Genomic DNA, 14,626 nt, shown 5'->3' with positions numbered 1-14,626 from the left:
TTTTAGAATTTTGTACAATCGATTGCACAGATTCAGAAAATTATACTTACTTTTCATTATTGTCAGAAGCAGGTATAAGATCTGGCTCCGCTTGCAGTCTATAGCAGGAGAAAATAGTTATAGAATCCAATAATTACACAAAACGATGAGGACATTGAATCGAAACACGGCAGGCATACTAATGAAACAACCTGTGAAAGTGTTGCAGTTTGGAGAGGGCAATTTTTTGCGCGGATTTGTAGATTGGATGATCGATGTGCTGAACGAGCGCACCAGTTTTAATGGAAGCGTGCACATTGTACAGCCACTTGAGTTCGGTATTGTGCATTTACTGGAGCAGCAGGAAGGTTTGTACCATGTATTGCTTAATGGCATCCAGAACGGCAAAGAAACCCAGACCACGCGCCTCATCAGCTGTGTAACCGGCGTAACAAACCCTTACAAAAGCTACCAGAACTACCTGGCGCTTGGCGAGAACCCGGACCTGGAATTCATCATCTCGAACACAACAGAGGCCGGTATTGCGTTTGAAGACTCCGACACCGATATCCAGAAATTACCGAACAGTTTTCCGGGAAAACTGACAGCGCTGCTTTATCGCCGGTTCCAGCATTTTGACGGGGCGGCAGATAAAGGTCTGAATATTATACCATGTGAACTGATCGAGAAGAATGGCGAGGCGCTTAAAGCAGCTATACTTCAGTATGCCGCTCACTGGAATCTGCCACAGGAGTTCAGCAACTGGATACAGGAACACAACACGTTCTGTAACACACTGGTAGACCGCATTGTGCCGGGTTTCCCGAAAGAGAACATCAAGGAGATACAGCAGGAGCTTGATTTTGAAGACAACCTGGTGGTAAAGGCCGAGCCGTTCCACCTGTGGGTGATTGAAGCACCGGCAAAAGTACAGGCTGCCTTCCCAACCGATAAGGCAGGACTTGATGTGAAGTTTGTGGATGACCTGACGCCTTACCGTACCCGCAAAGTGCGCATCCTGAACGGTGCCCACACTGCGTTGGTGCCCGTGGCCTACTTACAGGGCCTGCGCACAGTTCGCGAGGCAGTAGACGATGCATTGGCCGGCCAATTTATCCGGGAGGCAATTTTTGAAGAGATCATCCCGACACTGGACCTGCCACAGGAAGAACTGGAGCAGTTTGCCAACGATGTGATAGAGCGATTCCAGAACCCGTTCATACGCCACGAACTGATCACGATTGCGCTGAACTCGGTTTCAAAGTATAAAGTGCGCGTGCTGCCTTCGGTGCTGGAGTACATTAACCGAAAAGGCGAACTGCCGCAGCGTTTGTTGCATGCCCTGGCCGCGCTTATACTTTTTTACAAAGGCAACTACAACGGAGAGGCAATTCCGCTAAACGATACGCCAGAAGTACTCAGCTTTTTTGAGAAAGTATGGCAAACAGACAATGCCCAGGAAGTTGCACAGGCAGTTTTAGCCAATGCAGATTTCTGGGGCACTGACCTGACTCAGATAGCAGGCCTGCAGGCATTGGTAGCGCAGCAACTGGAGCTGTTGCAGAAGCAGGAAAGCGTAGAAATTCCTTCCTAATTTAATAAGTGAAGCCACAGGCCTCGACCACCTGAAAAGCCATCGGCTATTAACTTAGCCGATGGCCGGCTTAAAGTATAAGGTCAAGTATAAAGTATATCGAAACATGATTACTCCTGAACAAGAAATAGCTACGAAAGCCACCTTCCTGGACGAAAACTTTCTGCTGGAAACAGAAACGGCGCGCAAACTATACCACGAGCATGCCAAGCACATGCCCATCATCGATTACCATTGCCACCTTTCGCCGGAGGATATCGCCAACGACAGGAAGTTTAAGAACCTGACGGAGATATGGCTGGAAGGCGACCACTATAAGTGGCGTGCCATGCGCACCAACGGCATCGCAGAAAAATACTGCACCGGCGATGCCCCGGATTTTGAGAAGTTCCAGAAGTGGGCCGAAACAGTGCCGTATACGATGCGCAACCCGCTCTACCACTGGACGCACATGGAGCTGAAAAAACCGTTTGGCGTTGAGAAGATACTGAAGCCGGAGACAGCACGCGAGATTTACGATTATTGCTCTGAGATGCTGCAAACAAACGAGTTCAGCGTGAGAGGCATTCTACGACAAATGAACGTTGAGATCATCTGCACCACCGACGACCCTATTGACACACTGGAGCATCACCAGAAAATTAAAGCCGACGGTTTTGAGGTAAAGGTGTTACCTACGTTCCGAGCCGATAAAGTTGTTTTCATTGACAACGAAGAAGTATTCCTGCCATACTTGCAGAAGCTGGAAGCAGCTTCTGGTGTAAAAATCAACAACTACACTAGCCTGATCGAAGCTATTAAGCAGCGTCACGATTTCTTTCACGAGAATGGCTGCCGCTTGTCTGATCATGGTTTAGAGACTATTTATGCCGCAGAGTATACTCAGGAAGAAGCAGAGCTTATTTTCCAAAAGGTCCTGAACAAAGAAAGCCTGACCAAAGAAGAAGCCCTTAAGTATAAATCGGCGATGCTGGTTGAACTGGCACTGCTGGATCACTCAAAAGGGTGGACGCAGCAGTTCCACCTGGGTGCGCTGCGCAACAACAACACCCGCATGATGCGCGAACTTGGCCCTGATACAGGTTTCGACTCTATTGGTGATTTTGACGTGGCAAGCTCCCTGGCTAAGTTTATGGACAAACTGGACAACTCTGACCAGTTGGCAAAAACCATACTTTACAACCTGAACCCGAGCCAGAACGAATTATACGCTACCATGATCGGTAACTTTAACGACGGCAGCACACCGGGCAAAATCCAGTACGGCTCCGCATGGTGGTTCCTGGATCAGAAGGATGGCATGGAGCGCCAGATGAATGCTTTATCAAATATGGGCTTACTGAGCCGCTTTGTGGGCATGCTTACAGACTCACGCAGCTTCCTCTCCTACCCTCGCCACGAGTATTTCCGAAGAATTCTGTGTAACCTGATCGGCAATGACGTGGAGAACGGCGAACTACCTGCCAGCGAAATGAAGTGGCTGGGCCAGATGGTGGAGAATATCTGTTACTATAACGCTAAATCATACTTTAACTTCTAAAGATGGCGAATAAAGTAGTAACCTTTGGTGAGGTGATGATGCGCCTGTCTGCGCCTGGCTTTGCCCGGTTTGTACAGTCGGATGCTTTTGACGTGACCTATGGCGGCGGAGAGGCAAACGTGGCCGTATCGCTGGCGCAGTTCAATATGCCGGCAGCACACGTTACGCGCTTCCCGGATAACGAGCTGGGCCGTGCCGCCACCAACCTGATGCGCAAGTATGGGGTGGATACGCAGCACATCGTATACGGCGGCAACAGGCTGGGTTTATACTTCCTGGAGACAGGCGCCAGTGTTAGGGCAAGTAAAGTGATCTACGACCGAGCCGGTTCCTCATTTGCCGATCTGCAGCCCGACATGATTGACTGGGAAAAGGCTCTGGAAGGAGCCAGCTGGTTCCACTGGACCGGCATTACGCCGGCTATCTCGGAGGGAGCGGCTGCCAGTTGCAAAAGAGCCATCGAGGTAGCCAACAGCAAAGGCATCACTGTATCCGCTGACATCAACTACCGCAAAAACCTGTGGCAGTATGGGAAAAAAGCCAGCGAGGTAATGCCTGACCTTATTGCAGGCTGCGACCTGATCGTGTCGGGCAAAAGCGATGCGAAAGACATCCTTAAAATAACTTCCAATGAGTCTGATGAAGAAGTATCTTATATGGATGTATTCAGCCAGATAATGGAACGCTTCCCGAAAGTGAAAAAGATAGTGAACACCACCCGCGGAAGTATAAGCGCCTCACACAACACCCTTTCGGGTATGCTGTACGATGGCAAGCAACTACTCCACACCACCACCTACGACATCAACCCTATTGTAGACAGGATTGGCGGCGGCGATGCCTTTATGGCTGGTTTGATCTATGGCATGCTCACGTACCAGAACGACCAGAAAGCACTTGACTTTGGGGTGGCTGCCTCTGTATTAAAGCATTCGATACTGGAGGACGCAAACCTGGCCACGGTGGAGGAAGTTGAGACGCTGCTTGCCGGAGACACCTCCGGAAGACTGCAACGATAAAGTATAATGCTAACAAGTATGAACAAGAAAGAAGAAGCATTACAGGCTATACTACAACAAGGATTGCTGCCCCTGTTCTTTTACCAAGACCCGGAAGTGAGCCTTGAGATCATCAAGACGCTTTACAACGCCGGCATCAGAACGCTGGAGTATACCAACCGTGGTGCAGCTGCTTTGGAAAATTTTACATATCTTAAAGCTGAGCTAAGCACTGACTACCCTGATTTACAACTAGGTATAGGCACTATAAAGACCACTGAAGAGGCAAATAACTTTATAAAGGCTGGCGCTGATTACATTGTTTGCCCGATCGTGAATCCGGCTGTGGGAGATTTGGTACGTGAGGCTGGGATGTTGTGGATTCCGGGTTGTTTTACGCCAACCGAAGTATATGTTGCACAACAGCACCATGCAGCCCTTATCAAAATCTTCCCGGCAAACATACTTGGTCCTGCTTTCATCTCTTCTATAAAAGAGCTGTTTCCGGGCCAGTTTTTTATGCCAACCGGAGGTGTAGAGATAGACCAAAACAACATCAGCACCTGGTTTAAAGCCGGCGTGTGCGCGGTGGGTATGGGCAGCAAACTGATCAGTAAAGAGATTATGGCAGGCCAGCAGTACGAGCAGCTTTATACTTTAACCCAGCAAGCACTTAATCTGGTGGATATTTGCAGAACACCAGTTAACGCATAACCGAACCTATTTCAACTACTACTAAACTTTATGCACGCGCTGCAAGGCGCGTGCAACTAACCTTAAAACTAGTAAGCATATGTTTACTAAAAAGTATAAAAAAATACTCCTGGGCTTAGTGGCATTAATTGCAGTTCTCGCCACACAATCGTGTCAGAAATTATCCGACACAAAAGAGATAAAGCTGGCACATGCCCTGGAAACCACCCACCCGGTGCACCTGGCCATGGTGGAGCTGGCTAAAAGCGTGGAAGAGAAATCCGGAGGCAAGCTCAGAGTTGATATTTACTCGAACGGGCAGCTGGGCAGTGAGCGTGAGTGCGTAGAGTTGCTTCAGATAGGCAGCCTGGGCATGACCAAAGTCTCCGCTGCTGTGATGGAAAGCTTCTCTCCCAACTTTAAAGTACTAAGCCTGCCTTATATTTTTGAAGACAAGCAACATTACTACAGTGTATTGGAAGGTGACGTAGGGAAATTTTTACTCTCAGAAGGTGAGCCATACTGGCTTAAAGGCCTTTGCTATTACGATGCCGGCAGCAGAAGCTTTTATACTACCAACAGGCAAATCAATGACCCCAAAGACCTGAAAGGGTTAAAAATACGCGTACAGGCCAGCCCTACAGCCATTAACATGGTAAAAAGCTTTGGCGGCGCTGCCACACCAACTTCATGGGGTGAGCTTTACACGGCCTTGCAGCAAGGTGTGGTAGATGGTGCAGAGAACAATACACCCAGCTTTTACCTGTCGCACCACTACGAGGTATCCAAATACTATTCGCTTAACGAGCATACCATGGTACCCGACATTTTGCTGATCAGCAGCAAAGTATGGGAAAGCCTGAACCCGCAGGAGCAGAAATGGCTGCAGGAGGCAGTGGATGAATCTGCAGTGGTGCAGCGCCAGCTTTGGCAGGAAGCAGAAGAACATGCGCTTGCTGAGGTTAAAAAAGCCGGCGTTATCGTTACCAAACCAGACAAAGAACCTTTTGCCAGACTGGTAGAGCCACTTTACGAGAGCTACAAAAGCGAGCCGGAAGTATACTCTCTTATCCAGCGCATCAGAAACACAGACACAAAAGCTCATCTCAGCAAACGCTAATTTAACCTGTTTATGAAGCTTAGAAATACAATTGATAAAGCCCTCTATACCGTACTGATTATACTTATGTCGGCTATGGTTATAAATGTGCTTTGGCAGGTGGCGTCCAGGTACGTTTTAAAGTCGCCTAGCTCTTATACCGACGAAATTGCGCGATTCCTGCTTATCTGGGTCGGGTTACTAGGCGCCAGTTACGTTGCCAGCAAAAGAATGCACCTGGCTATTGACATTCTGCCATCGAAGCTGGAAGGAGTAATACAAGCACGGCTTAATATCCTCATCAGCTCGGTAGTAGCATTGTTCGCGCTGTTTGCCATGGTATGGGGAGGCAGCAAACTTGTTTACATCACCCTTACGCTAAAACAAACCTCAGCGGCCTTAAATGTGCCTTTGGGTTACGTTTACACTGCCATCCCGCTCAGCGGATTATTGATCTTATACTATAGTATATCTAACCTCTTCATTAAACCGGACCTGGCTGAGGTTGATGAAAAAGAAGAATACTAGCCCCTACTCTATACCTTAAAACTCGCCTACTACTAACCTTGATATGGAATTTTTAGAAGTAATTGTCCTGGTTCTCAGCTTTGTGGTGCTGCTTATACTTGGTGTACCCATCGCATTCTCTATTGGCGTATCAGCTTTGCTAACCATGCTGGTAAGTATAGCCCCCGATGCCGCCTTTACTACCATGGCTCAACGAATGGCCACCAGCCTCGATAGCTTTGCCCTTTTGGCCATACCCTTTTTTATACTGGCCGGGCAGTTCATGAACCGGGGCGGCATTGCATCGCGGCTAATAGACTTTGCCAAAGCCTTGGTTGGAACGCTCCCTGGCGGCCTCGCTTATGTAAATATCATTGCCTGTATGCTGTTCGGAGCCATTTCGGGGTCTGCGGTAGCTGCTGCTTCTGCCATTGGGGGTATCATGAGCCCAAGAATGGTAAAAGAAGGTTACTCAAAGCCATTTAGCGCAGCAGTTAACATTACCTCTGCTACTACTGGTATGATCATCCCTCCAAGTAATATCCTGATCGTTTACTCATTGGCCAGCGGTGGTGTCTCTATTGCTGCGCTTTTCGTGGCGGGTTACGTACCGGGTATACTTTTGGGCCTGGTGCTGATGTTTGTTGCCGGCTTTATAGCATTTAAACAGCGTTATCCAGTTGGCGAAAGGACATCTTTAAAAGAGGTTATTAAGAAGTTTTTTGATGCCCTGCCAAGCTTGTTTCTGTTAGTAGTGGTAATCGGAGGTATTATCGCTGGCATATTCACAGCTACAGAAGCATCAGCCATTGCAGTACTTTATACTTTAGTCCTATCGATGGTGGTTTATCGCCAGATAAAGATAGAGAACCTGCCCGAGATACTTATCAATACAGTTATCACTACCTCTATTGTAATGCTGTTGATCGGCACCTCTATGGGTATGTCGTGGGTAATGTCTTTTGAAAACATTCCGCAGGGCGTAAGCGAGGCTTTGCTCTCTATCAGCGATAACAAGATCGTGGTGCTTATCATCATTAACCTAATCCTGCTGTTCGTAGGCATCTTTATGGACATGACACCGGCGGTACTTATTTTCACACCTATCTTTTTACCGGTAGTTACGGCATTAGGTGTAGACCCTGTTCATTTTGGCATCATGATGGTGCTGAACCTTTGCATCGGCTTGTGTACGCCTCCGGTTGGCTCGGTACTGTTTGTGGGTTGCGGGGTGGCAAATATCAGCATCAGTAAAGTAATTAAACCGCTGGTGCCACTGTTCATTGCCATGGTGCTGGCTTTGCTTTTGGTTACCTATGTGCCAGCATTAAGCCTGTGGTTACCTGGAGTATTTGGGTTATAATTCCATACTTAAAACAAAAGGCTCTAAAAAGAGCCTTTTGTTTTAAGTATGGTTTGTTTTACCTACCAAAATCATCCTGAAGGCGTACGATGTCTTCCTCGTCAGAGGGTTGCTGTGCATCGGTGTGTCGCCATATCTCAGCCAGCACACCCCAATCGTTCAAGCCGATCAGGCGGTGGCGCTCGCCCTGCTTCAGGGTAATCAAAGACTCTGGTAACAGTTTCTGCAATTCACCTTCCTCATCGGTATCGCTGGTAACCACGCCTACTTCGCCTTTAAGCACTTTCCAAATCTCGGCACGGCGGTGGTGGTACTGCCACGATAATCTTTTATCCGGTGCAACAACAAGAATTTTAGGGCTAAGTTTACCGGATATTTTCAGGTCCTCCATGGGCACCTGGCTAAAGTATGTTTCTGCGAATTTCGGTGCCTGGGCCTCATCTATTACAAAAAAACCTCCCCATGGTCTATCCAAATCTTTCTTCTCTATATGGAAGCCCTGGTTGGCAAGCTCTTTCTCAACCTCGCTAAAGAGCGCCTGCTTGTTTTCTGCTAAGCTCATCATAAGGGTGTACTAAGGGTCTTAATTCAAAAGTTGTTGAATAAAATAATACTGCTATCTGTAGCTGAAAGTTTAACAGCAGCTAGTATCTATTTGTATTTTTTCCCCTTAGCTGCTTTAAAGTAATTGCGATTAGCTTACACAATTTACTTTTTTAATTTGAAATCAGAAGTATAAAGCGCAAAAAAGCGCCAACCGGTACAATACCAGTTGGCGCTTTTTTATAGTGGAGATGCAGGGACTCGAACCCTGGTCCAGACAAGGAAACCGTCGTGCCTTCTACATGCTTAGACGCTAGTTGGATTGTCGGGAGCTTGCGGGCCTAGGTCAAGCCTATGCGCACTCCTTAGGTGCTTTAGTTTCGCCTGTGCACCACACCTTTACACAGACTAGTAAATCGGATCGAAGCCTCTGATGTGCAGGCAGATTTACGAAACCTGCACGAGACTATGGCTAGTGCTTAATACCTAGATTAAGCAGCCATGGCGTAGTTATATTCGCCAGTTATTGTTCGAACGAATTTTTAACAGGTGGTACGTTCATCACCCGACATGCTTACACGCAATCTGCACAAGCTGTCAATTCCGGTCATCCCCAATAAATAAAGAACGAATTCTTGCTATCTATACTTCAAGAAGTATGCCACAAATGTATAAAATTTGCAGCATACTTCTATCCGTATTTCAGTTCTTTAACACTTAAAAGCCGTGTCAGGTTTCAATCCTTCTATAGTTTCGCCTGTAGGTGCTTGCTCCAGTCCAGCATAGCCACATAGAGCTCATCTACACTTATCTTTGGGTTCTGTTTGTAAAGTGAGATCAGTTTTTGGTTAAAGTCTCCGAACCGGATAAAGCCTCTGCTCTTTTCCATCTGACGCTCCATTTTAGGTATAAACGTAGCGTTATCCTCGGCAGAAAATTTATCCAGGCAGTAAAGAGAGTACAGGCTCCAGGTCATGTATTCATTAAAAACATTGTCAGGAGAAGAGTAAGCGCTTGTGCCGTTTGCCTCCACTACCCACTTTTTTCTATCGGCAAACGCTTCGTTAATCTGCTTCGTGTACCTTTCAGAAACCGGGTTTGCAAAGTTGTGGTCTATTTCTGTAAACACGACACGGCTGTTGTTCATTTCGTTTACATGTTCGTTATACTTAGGGCTGAGCTTTGCCCGGTTCACGAACATTACTGTCTGGCTAAAGCCATTGTCTTCGAAGCTCATGGTAGAGTGGGCGCCACCAATCAGCGGGGAGAATGTAACGCGGTAGTTGCCATACGTAAACCCGAACTTCTGTTCCAGCCACGACTGCATCTGGTCTATCGGGTTCTGAGAGCGATAAGTTTGCATTAACTCCTGGTAGTATGGCTGGTGTTGCTTGTAAAACTCTCTGAAACCAGACTTTCTGGCAAAGTCCTCGATCAAGGTTAAATTGGCAAGTATTGGGTCTTCCGGGTAGTTGAAACCCATTTTTCGGATGATGCCTTCGTTTTTGATGTTGCCTTTCTTGTTGAAAACATAAGCGCAGGCGTTCATTTTCATGCCATAGTAGTACCAGTAGCTATCTATATCAAATGGTTCTGTAATGCGCTTGTTCACCACAACCATTACCGGATGATTTTTATAAGGAGAAAAATGCGCCATTACTTCTTTATAGTATGGCGTGGTCATATCCACCATATTAGAATCCTGTTGCCCCACCTTAGAAATAGCCACCAGAATGTTTGCCAATTCATGTACTTCCGGCACCTCCACGCTATATTTGCCCTGGTGCTCACGAATATACTTTTTCGTGAAGTTCACGTTCTTTGGCACTCCTACAACCTCGGTCAGCTCTTTTTCTTTACCTGATTGCAGTATGTAGAGCTGTACCGTTTCTCCTTCTTTTATATCAAAAAAAATAGAATCCACATCTGTTATAAGGCCTACTTTGTTTGTCTTAAGTCTGCACTCTACCTCTAGCCTGGCTGGCTTATTACCAGCACCTACCCGCCAATCAGAGCGTCTCTCGGCATCATTTACTACATAAGTATAGCTGTCTGAATTCGATTTTATACTTGGCAGTTCTTTTACTTTCTGTGCATAGCATGCTGATGCGCCCGAAACAAGCAGCAGAGTCAGCGCATACTTTTGTAAGCTTTTCATAGAGTTTTATTTTAAGATATAGGTATTATTTAGCGGCTAGTTTCCGTCCTTTCAGGTGCTTAAGCGCCTGCTCCAGCACGGGGTCCTTTTTCTGGATATAATCCTGAAGCGTCATCTTCACTTCAACATCTGGCTTTACACCATAACCCACAAACTCACGACCATCCGGGTAGGTATCCTTTTTAGTACAGATGCGGGCATTGCCACCACCAGGCAACTCGAACATGAAAGGCTGGCCGGTGCTACCGTTCGTGTTCTCACCTATCTTGGTCATGTGCTTTTGGTTGTCGGCATAGATCAGGAAATCTTCGGCGGCAGAGGCTGTTTTATGGCCGATAAGTATAGCGGTTGGCACAATTACTTTTTCGCCTTGCTGCACATTATTCCGGGCTGGATTGTAGTCGAACTCATACATCAGTTTGTCGTTATAGGCATTTAGCGATCTGGTTGCAAACTCACTTCCTACAGTATCTTTAGGTTCTGTAAACACACCCCACGCTTTAAAGCTTGCCAGGTGCTGGCGCGTAGCGTTCTTAGAACCGTACAGCAGCGTGTCAGGGCTAAGGTAACTTAGTATCTCGCGGCCTATCGTTGTAGAGCCGCCACCGTTGTTGCGCAGGTCAATTACCAAAGCTTTGGCTTTGCGTAGCTCCGGCAGTTTCTCCAGGAACAGTTCGTTGATCTTCGGATCATGGAAAGCATTCAGCGCCAGGTAAGCCGTTTGGTTCGGATACCATTTCAGGTCAAGCAACTCGCGTTTCTCCAGGGCTGGGTACAACTCCTGCTCTGCGGTTTTAGCAACTGTTAACGCCAGGCTTCTTACTTTACCTTTCGGGGTTTTATACTTTATGTCAAACGTCTCTCCTTTCAAGCCTCTCAGCATGTTTTCAATGGCCCAGTCCATCAGCACATAATCTGTAGACGATGCTATGTAAGGCAGCACATTTTGCTTTAAGTGCGTTGCTGTTGGCAAACCGTTTACTTCAATAATCTCGCTGCCAACTGGCACTTCGTCTTTTATGCTCAGGTTGGTTCTGGTAACAATGGCTTTGTTATCGATATTGCTCAACATAATTCTATACTTCCCGAACATGGACTTATAGATCAGCGAGTCTATACTTCTAGGAAAATAGATGTTGGTGTGTCCATCATTTAAGCTGGCGCAAAGCTTCTGGAGTTCGCGGTAGTACTCGTAATCGTTTTTGGTGTTCTGTACTTTTGTAATGGCTTCGCGGTAATCGTTTTCCCACTTGCTGCGGTCCACTTTATCCAGGTACACAAAGTTGTAGTTTACTTCCTGCCAGAACTTAGACAAGCCATACACTTTATCAGCAGGACTAAGAGTATTTGGCACTTGCGCTTTAGCAGTAAACACCAACAGCAGCAATAATAGGAATAGATACTTTTTCATCGTTTTATTTTATACTAATGGATTTGATTTATTCAGTTCTGATTGATGTAACAGGATTTGCAATAGCTGTTTTAACGGCATGAAAACTTAGCGTGAACAAGGCGATGAAAACAGTAGCAGCAAGTGCCAGGGCAAATATCCACCAGCTTAGTTCGGTGCGGTAAGCGTAGTCGTTTAACCAGCCGCTCATGAGGTACCAGCCCAGCGGCAGTGCGATCACATTAGCCAACAGCACTAGTTTTAAGAAGTCTTTGCTTAGCATAAACACGATACTAGTCACAGATGCTCCCAGCACTTTTCGGATGCCGATCTCCTTTTTGCGCTGCTCGGCCGTAAACAACGCCAGTCCGAAAAGGCCAAGACAGGAGATGAAGATAGCAATGCCCGCGAAGTAGTTGGTGAGCTCTGCGATCATGGCTTCGCTTTTATACATCTTTTCAAAGTCATCGTCCATGAAGTGGTAATCGAACGGGAAAGCTGGGTTATACTTTTGCAGTACAGCTTCCATAGAGGCCAAGGCTTCCTTTGTCTTGCCTTTCTCTGTTTTTACAAACAACCGGCTCACGTTCTTAGGGTCCAGGCGGATAATAAGTGGCCTAATACCCGCGCGCATATCTCTCGACTGGAAATCCTTAACTACACCGACAATATTTCCTTTATTTTCCCACATGTCTATCCACTCGCCCACAGGCTCCTTAAGCTGCATTACCCGTACGGCCTCTTCGTTTACCAGGTAGTTTGCTGTATCCGTACCAAAGCTTTTAGAGAAATCGCGTCCTTCTTTTAACTGTATCCCTAAAGTCTCCAGCAGGCCATACTCTACATTCATTACATCAATAGATACCACTTCCTCTGGCTCTTTGCCGCTCCAGTTTGCATCACCCGTGTTGGAGCTGATCCGCAGCGGGTTCTGGTTAGATGCTGACACAGTAGCAATGCCCGGCATCGAAAGCAACTCCTGCTTTACAGCATCATAGCGCTCACGCAAGGCACCTTCTACCGGCACATAAACCACTTGCTCGCGCTGCAGTCCCAAATCTTTGTTTCGAATGAAATGTAACTGCAGGTATACCACCAGGGTACTCACAATCAGCAATCCGGAAAGTATAAACTGAAACACTACCAGTCCTTTTCGCAGGTAGGCGGCTCTGTAGTTCAGTTTAACAGCGCCTTTTAGCACCACCGCCGGGTCAAAAGATGACAGGAAGAAAGCCGGGTAGCTGCCCGAAACCAGACCAGTGAATAACGCCACCCCCAGCAGCATAGCAATAAGCGTTGGATCTGATAAGTCGAATTGCACCGCTTTTTCTGTCAGGTTGTTGAAAGCTGGCAGCAACATACCGGTTAAGTTCATGGCCACAAAAAGGGCCAGTAGCGCTACCAGAACCGACTCCAGCATAAACTGCCCAACCAGCATAGATTTGTCTGCCCCGATAGCTTTGCGAACACCGACTTCCTTTGCGCGTTTTACCGAGCGGGCCGTGGCCAGATTCATGAAGTTAATGCAGGCAATAAGCAGGATAAACACGGCAACAACCGAGAACAGGCGCACATAAGTAATTAAACCGCTTTCAGTCTTACCTTTTCTGAAGTCTGAGTAAAGGTGCTGTTTGCTGTAAGCATGCAGGAAAAGCTCTGAGTCGAGGGTTTTATCCTGTCTTGTAAGAAAATGCTTCATCTTAGCATCAAGCGCCGCAACGTCAGCCCCTTTCTTTGCCTGCACAAAAGTCAGGATACCATTGTTGCCCCAGTTTTTTAACCAGTCATTCTTGGCCTCATAATTTTCATAAGGCATTACAAAGTCAAACTGAAGCGATGAGTTTTTAGGTACTTTCTGCATCACGCCGGTTACCTTATAGCTCTCACTGTTATTCAGCTTAACAACCTTACCTACTACATCTGTAGAGCCAAAAATCTTTAACGCAACACTGTCACTCAACACAACCGATTTCGGATTCCGGAGTACCTGCTCCGCATCACCGTAAACCAGCGGAAATGTGAAAACTTCAAAAAACTCAGGATCAGCGTACTGCCCCTGCACTTTTATACCTTTGTCTCCGAAGCTAAACAACTCCTCTTCTGTAAAACTAACCCGCACCGCATGTGCTACCTCAGGCAACTGTTGCTCAAGGGCAGGAGCCAAAGGGCCAGTCTGAGCAGGCATGGTTAGGTTATCGGCGCCTGGATAAATCTCGGTTCTGTACACGATGTACAGCTCATCAATATTCTTATGGAAGCGATCAAAATTCAACTCATCCTTTACCCAAAGCATAATCAGTATGCTGCAGGTCATACCCAATGCTAAACCAGAAACGTTGATCAAAGAAAAGACTTTGTGTCGCATCAGGTTGCGGTAGGCCATTTTAAGGTAGTTCTTTAACATAGCTTTAAGTTTTATCTGGAACAGGTATACAATCTTGTTTTAAGCAGAAGCAAGGAGAACCATGCAAACTGTAAAAGCTCATAAGAAATTAAAATGCCAACTTTAAAAACACCTCATTATCAACAACTTAACTATGCCATAATTTTAAAAGTGTTCGCTTCCGATACACATTTCAGTAGAACACCTGTACGCCTGCGATACAGCACTTTTTAGTCAGCATCAGGATTTACAGGATTAAAGGATTAGCAGGATTAATCTGTTAATAAATGAATAAATGTATTATTTAATAAAGATTCGTATCCTGAACCATCTTATTCCCATCACTTTAATCCCGTCAATCTTTCAATCCTGTAAATCT

11 protein-coding genes and 1 other RNA gene are annotated in these 14,626 nt (G+C 46.5%); 7 read left to right on the top strand and 5 right to left on the bottom strand.

Annotated elements, in window-relative coordinates; translation table 11 throughout:
* The first annotated feature begins 145 nt into the window (after positions 1 to 145).
* From AC4BAP_RS11425 to AC4BAP_RS11395, 7 genes are all read left to right on the top strand, one after another.
* Positions 146 to 1,573, top strand: a complete 1,428-nt coding sequence (locus AC4BAP_RS11425) for a tagaturonate reductase (RefSeq protein ID WP_490582782.1) — start codon at positions 146 to 148, stop codon at positions 1,571 to 1,573.
* Between the two features lie 106 nt (positions 1,574 to 1,679).
* Positions 1,680 to 3,113: a glucuronate isomerase gene (gene uxaC / locus AC4BAP_RS11420; protein ID WP_490582918.1), complete on the top strand. Its 1,434-nt coding sequence runs from the start codon at positions 1,680 to 1,682 to the stop codon at positions 3,111 to 3,113.
* A gap of 2 nt (positions 3,114 to 3,115) precedes the next feature.
* Positions 3,116 to 4,132 (top strand): PfkB family carbohydrate kinase, encoded by a 1,017-nt coding sequence (locus tag AC4BAP_RS11415; protein ID WP_490582781.1) that lies wholly within the window; start codon positions 3,116 to 3,118, stop codon positions 4,130 to 4,132.
* 18 nt (positions 4,133 to 4,150) lie between these two features.
* On the top strand, positions 4,151 to 4,825 hold the full coding sequence (locus AC4BAP_RS11410; RefSeq protein ID WP_490582780.1) for a bifunctional 4-hydroxy-2-oxoglutarate aldolase/2-dehydro-3-deoxy-phosphogluconate aldolase: 675 nt from the start codon (positions 4,151 to 4,153) through the stop codon (positions 4,823 to 4,825).
* A gap of 79 nt (positions 4,826 to 4,904) precedes the next feature.
* Positions 4,905 to 5,924, top strand: a complete 1,020-nt coding sequence (locus tag AC4BAP_RS11405) for a TRAP transporter substrate-binding protein (protein ID WP_490582779.1) — start codon at positions 4,905 to 4,907, stop codon at positions 5,922 to 5,924.
* A gap of 12 nt (positions 5,925 to 5,936) precedes the next feature.
* Positions 5,937 to 6,431, top strand: coding sequence for a TRAP transporter small permease (locus AC4BAP_RS11400; protein ID WP_490582778.1), 495 nt, complete (start codon positions 5,937 to 5,939; stop codon positions 6,429 to 6,431).
* 43 nt (positions 6,432 to 6,474) lie between these two features.
* Positions 6,475 to 7,773: a TRAP transporter large permease gene (locus AC4BAP_RS11395; RefSeq protein WP_490582777.1), complete on the top strand. Its 1,299-nt coding sequence runs from the start codon at positions 6,475 to 6,477 to the stop codon at positions 7,771 to 7,773.
* Positions 7,774 to 7,831: 58 nt separating this feature from the next.
* Here the strand turns inward: AC4BAP_RS11395 and AC4BAP_RS11390 are convergent, their stop codons facing one another.
* The 5 genes from AC4BAP_RS11390 to AC4BAP_RS11370 all read right to left on the bottom strand — a co-directional run bounded on the left by AC4BAP_RS11390 (position 7,832) and on the right by AC4BAP_RS11370 (position 14,268).
* On the bottom strand, positions 7,832 to 8,335 hold the full coding sequence (locus AC4BAP_RS11390) for a cupin domain-containing protein (RefSeq protein ID WP_490582917.1): 504 nt from the start codon (positions 8,333 to 8,335) through the stop codon (positions 7,832 to 7,834).
* 224 nt (positions 8,336 to 8,559) lie between these two features.
* Positions 8,560 to 8,931: a transfer-messenger RNA gene (gene ssrA, locus AC4BAP_RS11385) on the bottom strand.
* A gap of 130 nt (positions 8,932 to 9,061) precedes the next feature.
* On the bottom strand, positions 9,062 to 10,474 hold the full coding sequence (locus AC4BAP_RS11380) for a hypothetical protein (protein ID WP_490582776.1): 1,413 nt from the start codon (positions 10,472 to 10,474) through the stop codon (positions 9,062 to 9,064).
* Between the two features lie 25 nt (positions 10,475 to 10,499).
* Entirely contained in the window at positions 10,500 to 11,885 is a 1,386-nt protein-coding gene (locus AC4BAP_RS11375; RefSeq protein WP_490582775.1) for a S41 family peptidase, read from the bottom strand.
* A gap of 28 nt (positions 11,886 to 11,913) precedes the next feature.
* On the bottom strand, positions 11,914 to 14,268 hold the full coding sequence (locus AC4BAP_RS11370) for an ABC transporter permease (protein WP_490582774.1): 2,355 nt from the start codon (positions 14,266 to 14,268) through the stop codon (positions 11,914 to 11,916).
* Positions 14,269 to 14,626: the final 358 nt, after the last annotated feature.

The organism is Pontibacter sp. GD7, from assembly GCF_058216375.1.
This window is presented reverse-complemented; position numbering and strand designations above follow the sequence as displayed.

Bases quoted from the DNA above. Each gene is read 5' to 3' on its own strand.
- AC4BAP_RS11415 (WP_490582781.1), top strand. From the start codon at position 3,116: ATGGCGAATAAAGTAGTAACCTTTGGTGAGGTGATGATGCGCCTGTCT.
- AC4BAP_RS11405 (WP_490582779.1), top strand. From the start codon at position 4,905: ATGTTTACTAAAAAGTATAAAAAAATACTCCTGGGCTTAGTGGCATTA.
- AC4BAP_RS11395 (WP_490582777.1), top strand. From the start codon at position 6,475: ATGGAATTTTTAGAAGTAATTGTCCTGGTTCTCAGCTTTGTGGTGCTG.
- AC4BAP_RS11400 (WP_490582778.1), top strand. From the start codon at position 5,937: ATGAAGCTTAGAAATACAATTGATAAAGCCCTCTATACCGTACTGATT.
- AC4BAP_RS11375 (WP_490582775.1), bottom strand. From the start codon at position 11,885: ATGAAAAAGTATCTATTCCTATTATTGCTGCTGTTGGTGTTTACTGCT.
- AC4BAP_RS11390 (WP_490582917.1), bottom strand. From the start codon at position 8,335: ATGAGCTTAGCAGAAAACAAGCAGGCGCTCTTTAGCGAGGTTGAGAAA.
- AC4BAP_RS11425 (WP_490582782.1), top strand. From the start codon at position 146: ATGAGGACATTGAATCGAAACACGGCAGGCATACTAATGAAACAACCT.
- AC4BAP_RS11410 (WP_490582780.1), top strand. From the start codon at position 4,151: ATGAACAAGAAAGAAGAAGCATTACAGGCTATACTACAACAAGGATTG.
- AC4BAP_RS11380 (WP_490582776.1), bottom strand. From the start codon at position 10,474: ATGAAAAGCTTACAAAAGTATGCGCTGACTCTGCTGCTTGTTTCGGGC.
- AC4BAP_RS11370 (WP_490582774.1), bottom strand. From the start codon at position 14,268: ATGTTAAAGAACTACCTTAAAATGGCCTACCGCAACCTGATGCGACAC.
- uxaC (WP_490582918.1), top strand. From the start codon at position 1,680: ATGATTACTCCTGAACAAGAAATAGCTACGAAAGCCACCTTCCTGGAC.